The 14,186-nt window shown below is 35.8% G+C and carries 19 protein-coding genes; 6 read left to right on the forward strand and 13 right to left on the reverse strand.

The window, feature by feature from the left end:
- Window positions 1-27: 27 nt before the first annotated feature.
- From cbpB to J7E77_RS12235, 3 genes are all read right to left on the reverse strand, one after another.
- Window positions 28-471: a cyclic-di-AMP-binding protein CbpB gene (gene cbpB, locus J7E77_RS12225; protein WP_214714783.1), complete on the reverse strand. Its 444-nt coding sequence runs from the start codon at window positions 469-471 to the stop codon at window positions 28-30.
- 224 nt (window positions 472-695) lie between these two features.
- Window positions 696-932: a YkuJ family protein gene (locus J7E77_RS12230; protein ID WP_066252435.1), complete on the reverse strand. Its 237-nt coding sequence runs from the start codon at window positions 930-932 to the stop codon at window positions 696-698.
- A gap of 229 nt (window positions 933-1,161) precedes the next feature.
- Window positions 1,162-2,373, reverse strand: coding sequence for an EAL domain-containing protein (locus tag J7E77_RS12235; protein ID WP_214714670.1), 1,212 nt, complete (start codon window positions 2,371-2,373; stop codon window positions 1,162-1,164).
- A gap of 139 nt (window positions 2,374-2,512) precedes the next feature.
- On the opposite strand from J7E77_RS12235, the gene J7E77_RS12240 reads away from it, so the two are divergent.
- From J7E77_RS12240 to J7E77_RS12265, 5 genes are all read left to right on the forward strand, one after another.
- Complete coding sequence (locus tag J7E77_RS12240; protein ID WP_251028054.1) at window positions 2,513-3,358, forward strand: C39 family peptidase; 846 nt, start codon at window positions 2,513-2,515, stop codon at window positions 3,356-3,358.
- 164 nt (window positions 3,359-3,522) lie between these two features.
- Window positions 3,523-4,395 (forward strand): metallophosphoesterase, encoded by an 873-nt coding sequence (locus J7E77_RS12245; protein ID WP_214714671.1) that lies wholly within the window; start codon window positions 3,523-3,525, stop codon window positions 4,393-4,395.
- Window positions 4,396-4,813: 418 nt separating this feature from the next.
- Window positions 4,814-5,290 carry a YkyB family protein gene (locus J7E77_RS12255; protein WP_214714673.1) on the forward strand — a complete coding sequence of 159 codons (477 nt, stop codon included), beginning with the start codon at window positions 4,814-4,816 and terminating at the stop codon, window positions 5,288-5,290.
- 175 nt (window positions 5,291-5,465) lie between these two features.
- Window positions 5,466-5,666 carry a hypothetical protein gene (locus J7E77_RS12260; protein ID WP_214714674.1) on the forward strand — a complete coding sequence of 67 codons (201 nt, stop codon included), beginning with the start codon at window positions 5,466-5,468 and terminating at the stop codon, window positions 5,664-5,666.
- A 156-nt stretch (window positions 5,667-5,822) separates the two neighbouring features.
- Complete coding sequence (locus J7E77_RS12265; protein WP_214714675.1) at window positions 5,823-6,977, forward strand: aminotransferase A; 1,155 nt, start codon at window positions 5,823-5,825, stop codon at window positions 6,975-6,977.
- A 46-nt stretch (window positions 6,978-7,023) separates the two neighbouring features.
- Here J7E77_RS12265 and J7E77_RS12270 read toward each other — a convergent pair whose 3' ends face one another.
- From J7E77_RS12270 to J7E77_RS12310, 9 genes are all read right to left on the reverse strand, one after another.
- A complete protein-coding gene (locus tag J7E77_RS12270) occupies window positions 7,024-7,203 on the reverse strand; it encodes a hypothetical protein (RefSeq protein WP_168242639.1) in 180 nt (59 codons plus the stop codon).
- Between the two features lie 67 nt (window positions 7,204-7,270).
- On the reverse strand, window positions 7,271-8,149 hold the full coding sequence (locus tag J7E77_RS12275) for an NAD(P)-dependent oxidoreductase (protein WP_214714677.1): 879 nt from the start codon (window positions 8,147-8,149) through the stop codon (window positions 7,271-7,273).
- 175 nt (window positions 8,150-8,324) lie between these two features.
- Window positions 8,325-8,798 (reverse strand): hypothetical protein, encoded by a 474-nt coding sequence (locus tag J7E77_RS12280; protein WP_214714679.1) that lies wholly within the window; start codon window positions 8,796-8,798, stop codon window positions 8,325-8,327.
- Between the two features lie 91 nt (window positions 8,799-8,889).
- Complete coding sequence (locus J7E77_RS12285) at window positions 8,890-9,675, reverse strand: SDR family oxidoreductase (protein WP_168242636.1); 786 nt, start codon at window positions 9,673-9,675, stop codon at window positions 8,890-8,892.
- Window positions 9,676-9,796: 121 nt separating this feature from the next.
- Window positions 9,797-10,432, reverse strand: a complete 636-nt coding sequence (locus J7E77_RS12290; RefSeq protein ID WP_214714681.1) for an FMN-dependent NADH-azoreductase — start codon at window positions 10,430-10,432, stop codon at window positions 9,797-9,799.
- 106 nt (window positions 10,433-10,538) lie between these two features.
- A complete protein-coding gene (locus tag J7E77_RS12295; RefSeq protein ID WP_214714683.1) occupies window positions 10,539-10,685 on the reverse strand; it encodes a hypothetical protein in 147 nt (48 codons plus the stop codon).
- A gap of 229 nt (window positions 10,686-10,914) precedes the next feature.
- Window positions 10,915-12,627 (reverse strand): phosphoenolpyruvate--protein phosphotransferase, encoded by a 1,713-nt coding sequence (gene ptsP, locus J7E77_RS12300; protein ID WP_214714685.1) that lies wholly within the window; start codon window positions 12,625-12,627, stop codon window positions 10,915-10,917.
- Window positions 12,627-12,893 carry a phosphocarrier protein HPr gene (locus tag J7E77_RS12305; protein ID WP_088086214.1) on the reverse strand — a complete coding sequence of 89 codons (267 nt, stop codon included), beginning with the start codon at window positions 12,891-12,893 and terminating at the stop codon, window positions 12,627-12,629. Before J7E77_RS12305 ends, ptsP begins: the two co-directional genes overlap by 1 nt.
- Window positions 12,894-13,276: 383 nt before the next feature.
- Window positions 13,277-13,471, reverse strand: a complete 195-nt coding sequence (locus J7E77_RS12310) for a hypothetical protein (protein WP_214714687.1) — start codon at window positions 13,469-13,471, stop codon at window positions 13,277-13,279.
- Between the two features lie 248 nt (window positions 13,472-13,719).
- Between J7E77_RS12310 and J7E77_RS12315 the strand changes: the two genes are divergently transcribed.
- On the forward strand, window positions 13,720-13,908 hold the full coding sequence (locus J7E77_RS12315) for a YkvS family protein (protein WP_066252404.1): 189 nt from the start codon (window positions 13,720-13,722) through the stop codon (window positions 13,906-13,908).
- A 55-nt stretch (window positions 13,909-13,963) separates the two neighbouring features.
- Here J7E77_RS12315 and J7E77_RS30565 read toward each other — a convergent pair whose 3' ends face one another.
- A complete protein-coding gene (locus tag J7E77_RS30565; RefSeq protein ID WP_246869713.1) occupies window positions 13,964-14,083 on the reverse strand; it encodes a DUF6254 family protein in 120 nt (39 codons plus the stop codon).
- Window positions 14,084-14,186: the final 103 nt, after the last annotated feature.

The following is a 14,186-nucleotide window of genomic DNA, read 5'->3' on the forward strand; positions in this document are numbered from 1 at the left end:
CCCCCTGCTTGGGGGGGCCTAAATACATCATTTTTCACTTTTTTTTATTATTTTATTTAATTGATTTAATAACGTACTTCTTGGCAAGATTCCTTCAAAGTATCCATCTTCAGTCTCAACACAAAGAAATGGTTGGTTAACAAGTAATTCAAGACATTTTTTTAAGGATGCAGTAATTTTAACTCGTGGAATAGAGCCTTTCATGACCTCTTCCACTCGTTTTTTCTCAAGTTGTTCAAATTCAATTCTTTCTAGTCCAAGAATAGAATCCATAATAATCGGGGTGCTAATTAACCCATGAAGCTTGTAATGAGGGTCTAAGACCGGTATAGCCGTATACCCGCTTTTTGTTAAAACTAATAAGGCATGTTCGAGATTATTACCTATTTGGACATGCGCTACCCGTTCGGAAGGGATCATTAATTCTTTTATTGTTAATTTTAAAAATTCACCGTTGGGAAGACTGATCATCGCCGAAAACTCCTCAAAAATTTGTTTTTCCACAGTTACATTCTACCATAGTATTCGGGAGTCTGTGCTAATTTTGGTAATGTATAATTAGAAACCTAAATACAACCTCCGCAGTCGTTGACATAAAGAAAACTCGCGACTGGCGAGCCGTTAGGCGTAGACAGAGGCGTAGTTGCACTTATACTTTCTTATTAGCCGAAAAATAAAGGAACCCTAAAGGTTCCTTATTGAATCAAATCAAAAATTTCAATTGTAATCATATCAACATTATCAAATTGATATCTTTTTGGTTTTTCCTTTTCATTATATACTTCTAATTCAAATGTCTCCGTTTTCGGATGAAATGTTACTTGACACTTTCTATCACCGTTTACCTCGAAATAGCGTTGTGCTGGCTCACCACTATTAGCTTGTTCCTGAAGATTTTTTAATCTTGTTAATATACCTTGAAGCTGTGACATATGCTCCGTCTCCTTTCAAACCCAAACAAACATCTACAATTATGTTTCTCATTTGGCATTTTTCTATCCGATTGGATTACTTTCATAATTTTCCAACCGCATAATTAATATGCCAATATTAAAAGAATAAAATAACGTTGTCCATTTGTCCAAGTAAAAATAAAAAAATAAGGAATTTTTTAATACACTTCCCTAAAAAGAAGCTAAAAGATAGCAAATTCAGTGCATTTTAAAGTAATTGGTCATGTTGGAATAAATATTGATAGGATATATCGATAAACAAATAATCTTCCCCATTCATTGGGAATGAAAAAGTACGAATCGTTTCCCCAGTATCAATATCACAATATAAATCAGATAAGATTCCTTTTTGTTCATTTCTCATTTTGATAATATTTTCTAAAAAGTAAGGACGCCAGCTCCAATTTTTTTGAATGTACTCGGATTGAGTGATCCAACCCTCTTTTTCTTTAAAGATATTGGCAGATTTCTGGAAGCCATCCTCATCACAAACATACATTCTAAAGGCAATCTGATCCAATTCTTTTATTAGTACTTGAAAAAGGTTTTGATAAGTTGCATTTCTGTTCTTAATCACAATTTCTTGGACTTTGGCTTGAAAAAATTCTGCAGTTGTATAAACTGCTTCTAATTTCTTTTTTTCATATGAAATAAAGTCATGAAACTTCTCTTTTAAGCGATCCTTTAGAAAATCACGTTGAATGAACTCTGCTGCTGGCGGGTGTAAATAATAACCTTGATAATAACGACCGCCATTTTTCCATGCAAACTGCAGTTGGTAGCTCATCTCAATATTTTCAAACAAGAGTGTGGCACCTATTTTCCGCGCCAAAAGAGACAATGTAAACAAGACATCGTGATAATTTATACCAGTTGACGTCGATTTTAAGGCTTGTAGGTTAATTTTCAGTATATCTGGTTCAAGTTGTCCTATTCGTTCAAAATAGTTACTTTCACTGTCAATTCTTACTATCGCTATTTTAATCCCATATGTTCGATAATATTGCAATAAGTGATCAAATTGGTCTAAATCCCCAGTATAATTTCGATCTGAAATTTCTAGAACAATTCGATTTAACATCAAGCCCTTTTTTTCAAACGCGAGGAGCTCTTGTAAAAAAGGTTCACCATGTCCATACATTAATAAATCAGCATTCCTATTCAGAAAAATACTTACATCCTCATCAAGCTTTAACGCTTTTTCAAGTGCCATTTTGACTAATAACAAGTCCACTTCAAACTTATATTCATCAGGAATTTGATCATCCTGAAAAAAGGCCCCTAAACTGATGATTTTCCCTTCTGATTCATATCTCCCCAATACCTCATAGGCAATTACGCGTTGTTCATCGGCACTAATAATCGGTTGAAAATAGGGAAATACATTTTCAAGATCCGATAGTATTTCCAATGCATCCATCAAAGTACCTCCAAAATTTTTTTCTCATTATACCATACGCAAAACGACGGATTCTCGTTCTTTTCCAAAAGGATACCATTATAGTCGCTTATAAACAATCATATCCTATACCTACGCTGTTCTATAAGGAGGATAAGTTTTGAAAAAACTTTGCTTATTAGCCTCGATCCTTCCCATGTTGGGATGCAGCCACTTTAATGCTGATACACATTCCAGCACAGAAAGTAAACAGCCTCTTTCCACGATATCCGTGAAAGAGAATACTAAATCCACATCATCTGTCGATTTTGAAAATAACCGATATACAATAAAAGAACTTAATCAACAAGTGATTTATGGAAAAAATGAAGCCAATAAGAGTGATTCGGTTAGTACTACTCCTAAAAAGAATTCTGCTATGCTAAATGTGGTATTAATTAAGCAAAACCCTGAACTTAGATACGGCTGTGAAGTCACAAGCCTAGCAATGGTGCTAAATTTTGCAGGCGTTAAAACAAGTAAAATGGATCTATACCGGTCGATCCGGAAGGATGTAGACCCGCTCATTAGATCTCCAAAGGGAGATATAGTTCATTGGGGAAACCCAGCAGATGGTTTTGTTGGCGATATGACAGGCAGAAGAGCAGGGTATGCAGTATTTGACCAACCGATGATTGCCCTAATCAACCAAAAGCTCCCTGGAAGATCCATTAATTTAACAAACATGCCATTTGACAGGGTCTTAGAGCATGTTTCTGCAGGGTATCCAGTGGTTGTATGGACAACCGGGGATTACCGTCTTCCAGACCGTTGGGAGGGCTGGTATCACGGGAAACAATACATTAAAACCCCGCTTGATCTACATGCTGTCGTTTTAGTTGGTTATGACACGAAATATGTCTATTTAAACGATCCACTTTCTGGAAAAAAACAAGCAAGAGTAGGTAAACAACAATTTATTTCCTCTTGGAAAGCATTAAAAAGCCGTGCCGTAAGCTATAAGTAGGAAAAGCAGCCACATTGTTGGCTGCTTTTTATGCATGTTTTAATTTTTTTTGAATATGAACATACCAAGGACCTTTTCACTTGCATTATCGAAAGTTTTTAAAGAAAATACAAAGGGACCCTTCTTTTTATAGAAGGTGAATAAAAGATAGGTTGGTTGAAAAAATGGCTAAAAATCAGACGAGGAGAACCTTTCTAAAACGAACATTGGGTTCATTTCTTACCGTTCTCGGATTAAGTTCGGGAGGCTATCTTTATGCCAATCGAATTGAACCCTCATTACTCGATATTCAAGAACTTCAAATCAAACATCCACTAATCCCTAACAGCTTTGATGGAATAAAAATGATTCAATTTAGTGATACCCACCTTGGTTTTCAATATAATCTTCATCAATTTAATCAATTAGTTAAAAAAATTAATAGTCTTAAGCCAGACATTATTTTATTTACTGGAGATTTAATGGACGAGCCAAACCAATATACAGAAATTAATAAACTGATGCCTATTTTGAAGAAATTACAGGCTCCGCTTGGAAAATACTGCATTTTTGGTAATCATGATCATGGCGGCTATGGCTCTGATATTTACCGGAATATTATGGAAACAACTGATTTTTCCGTACTTATGAATGATTCAGCACCAATTAAATTGAGTGATGGAAGCATAATCTATCTGCTTGGGATTGATGATGCGATGCTAGGGAATCCTAATTTACCTTTGACTTTAAAAAATGTGCCAAAAAATTCGTTTAAAATATTATTATCCCATGCACCCGACCTTGCAGAAACAGCTTCATTGTATCCAGTCCAATGGCAGCTTAGTGGTCATAGCCATGGAGGACAGATTAAAATCCCATTTTTGGGGGCTCTTGTGACTCCTCCTTTTGGCCAAATATACCCAGAGGGTCTTTATTCAATCGGCGAGCATAATCCCCTCTCACTATATGTAAATAGAGGAATTGGAACAACACGTCTCCCCTTTCGCTTTATGTCAAAACCTGAATTAACTGTCTTTACTCTAAAATCAGAAAAGTAGAAAACGAAAAAACCTTATCAGTTAAGATAAGGTTTTTTTATACAGCCTAGCATTCTATTCCATCGGTGCTTTCACAAAAAGAGCTTTTCTAACTCATCGACCGGTATCGGTTCTGAATAATAAAAGCCTTGAAACTTATGACAGTTGGGATTTGCTAGTAATTCAACTTGCTTTTCATTTTCTACACCTTCTGCAAAGTAATTTATAGAAATTAAAGATTTTTTCACGAAAGTTTCTTTTAATTCTTTTTATAGTGTAGGATTAGGTTAACAGTCTAAACTCTCTTTTATTCGTAAGATTAGAAGAATTTTTATCATTTTCTTATCATAGTAGCCAAAAAGATGCACTGAATTATTCCTATTTCTTAAAAAAAGGGGTATAATATAGATGTTTTATATAACTGAAAGGAGAACATATTTTGAATTATGATCAGAAAGGCCCCCTAATAAATTTAAATCTAACCATCGAAAACCTCGCTCAAGCTATCTTTATTGTGAATCGCCATGCAAAAACGGCTACAAATCCCAAATTATTGTACAGATTGAAACAAGAAACGTTAAAAAAATTGATTGAAGAAGGCAAAGCAAAAAAAGTTGGTCTTCATTTTTCTGGAAATCCGCGAAATAGTCAGCAGCAGTCTGATGTCCTTGTTGAATGTGGAAGATACACATTTCATATTCCTCCAACTAAATCAGATTTTCTTGAACTACCTCATTTTGGAAAGTTAGATGAACGGGTGCGAAATCCAAAGGCAACACTCTCACTTAATTCAGCAAAAGCATTACTTCAACTATATACTGGCATCTCAGAACTCGATCAACCCCCAAGTAATCATAAAAAGAGCAAAACTTACCAAAAACCTATTTTTAAAAAATTAGGCGAAAGGTACTCTTAAAAATCAAAAAAGCCATCGTTGGCTTTTTTGATTTGTCTTATTTTTGCTCATGCTTCGTGATGATTTTGTGAACAACCTCACTAATATATAGACGGTAAATAAATGCGGATTTACAATATAATTATAAGTTAAATAATCTTTAGTTGAATATACTTTAAAAAGAGGTGCTTGACCAATGAAAGGAACAGCGATTCTTTTTCAGGAACAAAATGTTACATTTATTGAAGATGTTGATCATTCTATTTATGAAGAAATTAAAGAGCAATGTGGCTGCGAGCATTGTACTTGTATGCTGGAAAGTAAAATAGTTAATTTTGGTTCTGTGTCACCCGTTTTTTGGCACGAGGACGAAATTGACTGGGACTATGGTTATTAAAACACTTTAATTTGAATGGAACTTCCTTTCCCCAAAAAGCGGTCTGATAAAAACTCAGATCGTTTTTTATTTCTACATAGTGGTAACTTTAGATAAAAATAGTCTATAATTATTATATTCATAACAGATGAAACCCTGTCGGAAGGATGGACAATATTGGAGCATTTAATTAATCAACGAGTAAAAGATATAGAAATCTCGGGAATTAGAAAGTTTTTTAATATGGTTGCGCATGTTGATGACCTGATTTCATTTACAATTGGACAACCTGATTTCCCGACCCCAGAACATGTAAAAAATGCAGCTATTGCAGCAATTGAACAAAACTTTACTTCCTATACCCATAATGCAGGGACGATTGAATTAAGGGAAGCAGCGTGCAATTTTGTAGAAAAAAAATATGGCTTGCATTATAAGCCTGAATCAGAAGTGATTGTTACTGCAGGGGCAAGTGAGGCAATTGATATTGCTTTTCGGTCTATTTTAATAGAGGATTCTGAAGTCATATTACCAGGTCCAATTTATCCTGGCTATGAACCAATTATTCGAATGATGGGGGCAACTCCAGTGCATGTCGATATTCGGCGAAACCAGTTTCGCTTTACTTTAGAAATGATCAAACCAATTATTACTGAGAAAACTCGCTGTATTGTACTCCCGTACCCTTCGAACCCGACTGGAGTCAGTCTCTCAGAGTCAGAGCTAAGAGAAATAGCAGAATATCTTAAGAATAAAGATATCTTTATCCTTGCAGATGAAATATACAGCGAACTTACCTATGATCAGCCACATCAATCGATTGCTTCCTTTCTAAAAGAACAAACCATCGTAATAAATGGGTTATCCAAATCCCACTCAATGACAGGATGGAGAATTGGCTTTTTATTTGCACCTGAACGTATCACCAAACATATTTTAAAAGTCCATCAATATAACATTTCTTGTGCCACTTCGATTGCGCAAAAAGCAGCTTTTGCGGCTGTTACAACAGGTATTGATGATGCGCTTGTGATGAAAAAGGAATATTTAAAAAGAAGGGATTATGTTTTCAAGCGATTATCTGCTATGGGACTTGATGCCGTCAAACCGGACGGAGCGTTTTATTTCTTTGTGAAAATTCCTGATACCATCGCATTAAGCAGCTTTGACTTTGCCCTTAAGCTTGTTCAAGAAACAAAAGTGGCCGTCGTTCCAGGCAGTGCTTTTTCTGAATATGGAGAAGGCTATTTCCGGTTATCGTTTGCTTGTTCTATGGAATTATTAGAACTTGGCCTAAATCGGCTGGAACAATATTTACGAAATTGGAAATAAACGAATTTTACCCTCACATTTAATGTGAGGGTATTAATTTTAAAAATTATTGGCCTTTATATTTCCCATTGTTTTTAGGAGCCTTTTCTTTTTTAGCCTTTTCTTTATGTGCTTGATTTGCTGCAGCTGAGCCGAATTCATTGGCAAATTCTTCGTTCGCTACTGCAGAATCAAACCCCTTTTTGTTTTTTTGTTTCGCGTCGTTCTTTTTTGTCCGTTTAGCCATTAACAATTCCTCCTAATTCAAGGTTTCTCTTATAGTTTCAAGAAGATAGGAGGAATTTATTCAACTATTAGTTCTTCCAATATTTATAAAGCGCATGTGTGCCGCTATTTTCTTCTCCCATTTCGGCTAATTGGTCGTATAAAGATTTAGCTAATGAGAGACCTGGTACTTCCATTCCCATTCGATCAGCTTCATCTATCGCTATTTTCATATCCTTTATAAAATGCTTTATGTAAAAACCAGGTTCAAAATTTCCGGCTAACATTCTTGGTGCAAGATTGCTTAGAGACCAGCTTCCAGCAGCTCCCGTTGTAATACTTTTCAGGACATTTTCTGGGTCCAGCCCAGCTTTTTCAGCATATATAATTGCTTCACAAACACCTATCATATTAGAAGCAATTGCAATTTGATTGCACATTTTTGTATGCTGGCCAGCACCAGGTTTGCCTTGGTAGACCACGTTAGTCCCAAGCAACTCCAATATAGGACGAACCTCTTCAAACGCTTCACTTTCACCGCCAACCATGATGGAGAGCTTAGCTTCCTTTGCACCTACATCTCCACCAGAAACAGGTGCATCAATCGCCTGAATTCCTTTCCTTTTAGCCTGTTCATAAATTTTAATGGCAAGTGACGGAGAAGAGGTTGTCATATCGATAAGATAGCTTCCAGATGTTCCATTTTGAATTAAGCCATTTTCGCCGAAATATATTTCCTCCACATCGGTTGGATAACCGACCATTGTGAAAGTTACTGATGCTTTTTCAGCTACCTCTTTCGGCGTTGCGGCCCAGTATGCGCCATTATCCAATAGGTCTTGTGCCTTTTCCCTTGTCCTTGAATATACAACTGCAGAGTAGCCCGCCTTTAATAAATGTCCTGCCATACTTTTTCCCATTACACCTGTGCCAATAAATCCAATTACCGTATTTTCTGGAGTAAGCAAAATAATCTTCCCTCTCTTTGGAATTTTCCTTATATATTTTAGCATTAAAATTTTGATTGATAAAAAATTATGCATAAAAAAACCGGAACGTCCCAGTCGCTCCGGTCTTCGTGCTCCATCTCCAAAGTTATGCACAAATATATTTTGTCCTTTCAACCGAGAACATAATCACTTTTTATAACTCTGAAGAAAAATTTGTTAAATAGGCACGACCGAATACTTCTTGATTATTAAATACTTCAATCGAAACAGCATTATCCTTTTCAATCATGTTTTTAAGGTCAAGAATATGTAAATCTTCTCTTAGGGGCAACGGATCCATAAAAATATATTTCTCACCTTTTCCTTTTACTTCTAAATATTCACCGTTCAACACTTGATCTTCTCCGTATACTATTTCTCGTTTACCGATTGCGGCAGCTAATTTGTCATCGTGAATAGTAACTTTCACTTTATATAATTGTTGCCCTGTTAATATTTCATTGTTAATTCGAAAACGGAATTGAAGTTCATTATTTTTTGTTAACAAGGCGTCGGCATAGCGGTTTACAATTAATTCATTGGAAAAAAGCAAACTACAGCCGCTTAGCAGAGAAGAACTGCATACTATTAAGATCAATACAGTAATGAATCGAATATTTTTCAGCATCTATAACACTCCCTTAATATTTTTACCATAGCCAAAATACATCGGTAATAAACGTAAAGAAAGGTTAATATAGGAAAAAATAATTGGGTTATTATATCGCTTTGATCATCCCTCCATCTACTAAAAATGAACTGCCTGTCATATAGGAATTAGCATCAGATAATAGGAAAGCTGCAACATTTGCAAATTCCTCTGGTGTTCCGTATCTCTTTAATGGAATTCCTTCCTTTACTTGCAATGCGATAGTTTCCCGATCGACTCCAAGTTTATCTGCATTTACTTGATCTAAATGATTGACGCGGTCAGTTGCAATCCGGCCAGGAGCAATGGTATTAATAAGAATATTATATTGAGCCAGTTCTGAAGCAAGAGTTTTTGCTAGTCCAACTATTCCCGTCCGAAAGGTATTCGAGAGTATTAAGCCTGGAATTGGTTCTTTAATCGAAGTAGAGGCGATGTTCAAAATTTTCCCGCCCTGCTCTTTTAAATAGGGCAAAGAAGCCCGGATCATTCGAACATATGATAATAAATTCAATTCAAAGGACTTCTGCCATTCCTCATCTGTTAACTCCTCAAACGCCCCTGCAGGAGGGCCTCCAGCATTATTAACTAGTATATCAATTCTTTGAAACGATTCTGCTGTTACTTTTACCAGCTGATTAATGTCATTTACATTAGTTATATCAGTTTTTTGGTAGGCTACTTTTCCCATACCAAGAGATTCAAGCTGACTTGCTTTTTGTTTCAGCTTTTCCTCTTCTCGGCCAGAAATCATAACATTTGCCCCCTCTCTTACTAATCGTTCAGCTATTGCAAACCCTAAGCCCTGGCTGGAAGCAACCACCAAAGCTGTTTTACCAGTTAAATTCAACTCCATTGTTTACAATTCCTCCTTCATAAATATATTCTTAGTATACAGGATAAATTGAGGAAATACTTGCCAAAAAATCATACAAAAAGAGACAGATTTAATCTGCCTCTGTAACTATATTAAGTTTTTAGAATGTATGTGCAAAATCCCTTGCACGTGCAATCGCATTTTCTTTTATTTCTTCAGCCTTGTCAGGCATTGCATTATGGCCTTCCACAAACACCCCCTCTAGGGATGGAACTCCAAAGAAACTCATCATCACACTGATATATCGGTGTCCCATTTCCATCTGTGCTGCAGGCCCCTCTGAGTAAAATCCACCCCGGGCTTGAATATGCAATGCTTTTTTATCCGTTAAAAGACCTATTGGGCCCTGTTCCGTATATTTAAATGTCTTGCCCGCAACTGATACAGAATCAAGATATGCCTTCATAATTGGCGGAAATGAGAAATTCCATAAAGGCGTGACAAACACATATTTATCCGCACTAACAAACTGCTCACTTAACTCGTTAAGCCGGCCAACCTTTTGCTTTTCTTCCGCTGTTAATTCATCAAAGCTTTGACCAGAACGAAGTTTTCCCCAGCCGCTAAACACATCTGCATCAATGTGAGGTATATGTTCTTTATACAAATCTAGATGAATTACCTCATCGCTGGAATTGATTTGTTTATAGCTATCAATAAATTCCTTACCTACCGCCATACTATAGGACTGTGTTTCATTGTGAGGATGTGCCGTGATATACAAAACACGTACCATTTAAGCTCCACCTTTCTTTTGAATAAAGACAATAATATTATTAGTTAAAATAAGAGAAAATAATCAAAAAGGATTTGCCCGAAGACAAATCCTTTTCATGCATCATTTATTCATTTGTATCAAGAGAGTAAGGGTTGTGACCAATGTTAATTCTCATTTCATCAGTCAACTGGAATGCTTCATTAACCATTGCCTCATTGGTTGCTTGACCTAGTAGTGAACTTCCATCAAAATGTACAGGTTTTTGTTCCATACTTCCATTCACCTCCACCATTTCAAATTTACCATGCCCAATAAAATACTTACCTATTCCTGTCCATATATCACCCTAAAGTACTGGTCGAAAAATAGGTACTATGTATCACTTATTATTATACTCAGAAATCCATAATAAAAAAGACAATACTGTGAAAAATCAAAAAATAAATAAACGACAGAAAAAGACCGGCTAATCATCAGCCGGTCTTTTTTGAGTATTGTGCTTACTTTGTAGCACCATTTACTGCTTCAATAACCTGAGCAGTTGTTTGCATATTTAAAACTTGTTGAGCAAGCTTCTCCATATCAGATTTTTTCAAATTCCTGATTTGTGAGCGAGCTTTTAAAATTGAAGTTGCACTCATTGAAAATTCATCAAGCCCAAGACCTAAAAGAACTGGAATGGCCGTTTCATCTCCTGCCATTTCCCCACACATACCTGTCCATTTTCCTTCTGCATGTGCTGCATCAATAACCATTTTTACTAATCGTAAAATGGATGGGCTATAGGGCTGATATAGGTATGAAACACGTTGGTTCATGCGGTCTGCAGCCATCGTATATTGAATCAAATCATTAGTTCCAATACTAAAGAAGTCTACTTCTTTTGCAAATTGATCAGCTAAGATAGCAGTTGAAGGAATTTCGACCATTATTCCAAGTTCAATTTCATCGGAAACCTTTTGACCTTCAGCAAGAAGCTTTTGCTTTTCATCTTCAAGAATCGTTTTTGCCGCACGGAATTCATCCAGAGTTGCAATCATCGGGAACATGATTTTTAAATTCCCATAGTTACTTGCCCGTAACAAGGCTCTAAGCTGGGTGCGGAATATATCCTGCTCTTCTAAGCATAATCGAATTGCCCTGAAACCTAAGAATGGATTCATTTCCTTTGGTAAGTCCAAATATGGCAGTTCTTTATCCCCGCCAATATCCAAGGTACGAACTACAACGGGTTTTCCTTTTAATCCTTCTAAAACGGCTTTATAGGACTCAAACTGTTCTTCCTCAGTTGGAAGCTGGTCTCTTCCCATATATAGGAACTCGGTCCTGTAAAGACCAACACCTTCCCCGCCATTTTCAATTACTCCCTTTAAATCCTTGGGAGTACCAATATTGGCGACCAATTCTACATGATGATCATCATTCGTTACCGTTGGTTCGTTAACAAGCTTGGCCCATTCAGCTTTTTGTACTTCATACTCATCATGAACTTTACGGTATTGTTCAACAAGTTCTGGAGTAGGATTTATATGTACTTCACCTTTTAAACCGTCAACAATAACTAGATCCCCATTATTGATTTCCTCAGTAGCCGTTTTTGTTCCAACTACTGCTGGAATTTCCATAGAGCGAGCCATAATTGCTGAATGTGAGGTACGTCCACCAATATTTGTTGTAAATCCTAAGACATATTGTCTGTTTAATTGTGCTGTATCTGAAGGTGTTAAGTCCTCTGCAACAATGATAACTTCCTCAGCAATCATGCTTGGATTAACCAGTTGTACACTTAATAAATGGGCTAATACACGCTTCGTTACATCACGAATATCTGCTGCACGTTCTTTCATATATTCATTATCCATTTGTTCGAACATCATAATGAACATATCTGCCGTTTCCTTTAAAGCAGATTCAGCATTCACTTTATCAGACTGAATTTTTTCCTCAATAGGTGTATTTAATTCAGGATCACTTAGGACAAGTAAATGTGCTTCAAAAATAGCTGCTTTATCCGCACCCAAGTCAACTTTGGCACGGTCACGAATTGCTTCGAGTTCTGCTTTAGATTTTTCCATTGCCTGTCGAAAACGGTCAACCTCTGCAGCAGCATCGTCAATTGTTTTTTGTTCAAAAGATAAATCTGGTTCTACAAGACGGTAAGCTTTCGCAATTGCGATACCGTTTGATGCTGCGATCCCATGTAAAAAAGTCATTATTCAGCCAATCCTTCTTTTTTCAATGTCTCTTCGAGGCTATTTAAAGCATCGTTTGCATCGTTTCCTTCTGCTGAAATCGTAATATCTGCACCTTGGCCAACACCTAGAGACATAACACCCATAATTGATTTTAAATTAACTTTTTTACCTTTATATTCTAAATGAATCTCAGAATCAAATCGGCTAGCCGTTTGTACTAATAAAGTTGCTGGTCTTGCATGTATCCCTGTTTCTGCGATTACCTTAAATTGCTTTTCTGACATGATCATCAAACTCCTTTAATGTATATAAAAATATAAACTTGCTTCATTAAAAATAAACATTTCTCATCATTTAGTCAACTAAATCATTAATTAGCTAAAGAGTTAAATTCAAATCTTTTCTTCTTATTTTTTCCAAAAGGAAAACAAATATGTAATGAATTTACACTCTCATGATAATGTTTTTTGTTTATTCAATTGATAGAATAGCACTTTCCACTTTATCAAACAACTGCAAAATTAATTTTATATCATTTGTCACAATTCTGTCAAAAACATTCATAAACTATCATATTTCCCCCAAGAAAAACAATAAAATCTGTCACTTTCGACAGCTTTTGATTATTTCAACATTTCTAAAGGAGAGTTCCTGGTAATAATAGCGATTAGCTTCTTGGTTCTTTTAGATATTGATACAAAACATCGCCTCCCCTCTGACCAATTCCGCGGAAATGCTTAAAATCTTTTCTTTTTACAAGTACCTGACGAAATTCCATGAAATCATCATTTGTTACAAAATACTCTGAAAGTTCACCAGTCATTAGTCGATCCAAGATTTCAGTGATCATTTCTTCCTTCATTCTGTTGCACCACCTTTACCTGTTTATATTAACGTATATGACTTTTATTAAGCCAATTTTCGAAACTTACGATAACTTTTGAAAGCGTTTCCGATTCTTTTATGGCCTTTTTTCTCATATAATTAAAATGTTTATAAAGAATTAACATAATTGTCAAATAAAAGCCTTTACGAAATGAATAAAGTAGTGCAAACTGTTATTTAACTGGATTTTATTATAGTTTTTTGAGGTAAAGGAGAGAGACTAAAATGAGAAAAGCAGAAGTAGGAAATATCATAGAATTCCGCGGTGGTCTAAAGGGGATTGTTGAAAAGGTAAATGAAAATTCTGTCATAGTCGACCTAACATTTATGGACAATTATCGTGATTTAGAATTGGATCAACGAACAGTTGTTAATCACAAAAACTATAAGGTTGTAAAAGAAAGCGCTTATTAATTAATAGAATTATAGAAAAGGCAGTCTAACCATGGCTGCCTTTTTTTTTAAACCGTTATTCGCCTTTTCCAGCTTCCTTTGATAACTGCTTTAAACTTTTGACTTTCCCATGAGGATTTTGATCTTGTTTCCTAACTGTCCATTCTCGTTCTTGTTCACTCTTTGATTTGCTCATCCCTTTCACTCCCTTCTTTATTATTTTTTTCTTTTCTTGGTGTTCTAACCAATATAAATGGGGAAAGGGGTGATGTAATGATTTCCATTTGAAAAACTAATTT

This window comes from Bacillus sp. ISL-77 (assembly GCF_018613105.1).

Coding starts and splice junctions, on each gene's coding strand:
- J7E77_RS30565 (WP_246869713.1), bottom strand. CDS start 14,083: ATGAGCAAATCAAAGAGTGAACAAGAACGAGAATGGACAGTTAGGAAA.
- J7E77_RS12295 (WP_214714683.1), bottom strand. CDS start 10,685: ATGGAACAAAAACCTGTACATTTTGATGGAAGTTCACTACTAGGTCAA.
- J7E77_RS12230 (WP_066252435.1), bottom strand. CDS start 932: ATGTCACAGCTTCAAGGTATATTAACAAGATTAAAAAATCTTCAGGAA.
- J7E77_RS12305 (WP_088086214.1), bottom strand. CDS start 12,893: ATGTCAGAAAAGCAATTTAAGGTAATCGCAGAAACAGGGATACATGCA.
- J7E77_RS12270 (WP_168242639.1), bottom strand. CDS start 7,203: ATGGCTAAACGGACAAAAAAGAACGACGCGAAACAAAAAAACAAAAAG.
- J7E77_RS12280 (WP_214714679.1), bottom strand. CDS start 8,798: ATGCTGAAAAATATTCGATTCATTACTGTATTGATCTTAATAGTATGC.
- J7E77_RS12260 (WP_214714674.1), top strand. CDS start 5,466: ATGAAAGGAACAGCGATTCTTTTTCAGGAACAAAATGTTACATTTATT.
- cbpB (WP_214714783.1), bottom strand. CDS start 471: ATGATCAGTCTTCCCAACGGTGAATTTTTAAAATTAACAATAAAAGAA.
- J7E77_RS12235 (WP_214714670.1), bottom strand. CDS start 2,373: ATGGATGCATTGGAAATACTATCGGATCTTGAAAATGTATTTCCCTAT.
- J7E77_RS12315 (WP_066252404.1), top strand. CDS start 13,720: ATGAGAAAAGCAGAAGTAGGAAATATCATAGAATTCCGCGGTGGTCTA.
- J7E77_RS12290 (WP_214714681.1), bottom strand. CDS start 10,432: ATGGTACGTGTTTTGTATATCACGGCACATCCTCACAATGAAACACAG.
- J7E77_RS12285 (WP_168242636.1), bottom strand. CDS start 9,675: ATGGAGTTGAATTTAACTGGTAAAACAGCTTTGGTGGTTGCTTCCAGC.
- J7E77_RS12245 (WP_214714671.1), top strand. CDS start 3,523: ATGGCTAAAAATCAGACGAGGAGAACCTTTCTAAAACGAACATTGGGT.
- J7E77_RS12310 (WP_214714687.1), bottom strand. CDS start 13,471: ATGAAGGAAGAAATGATCACTGAAATCTTGGATCGACTAATGACTGGT.
- ptsP (WP_214714685.1), bottom strand. CDS start 12,627: ATGACTTTTTTACATGGGATCGCAGCATCAAACGGTATCGCAATTGCG.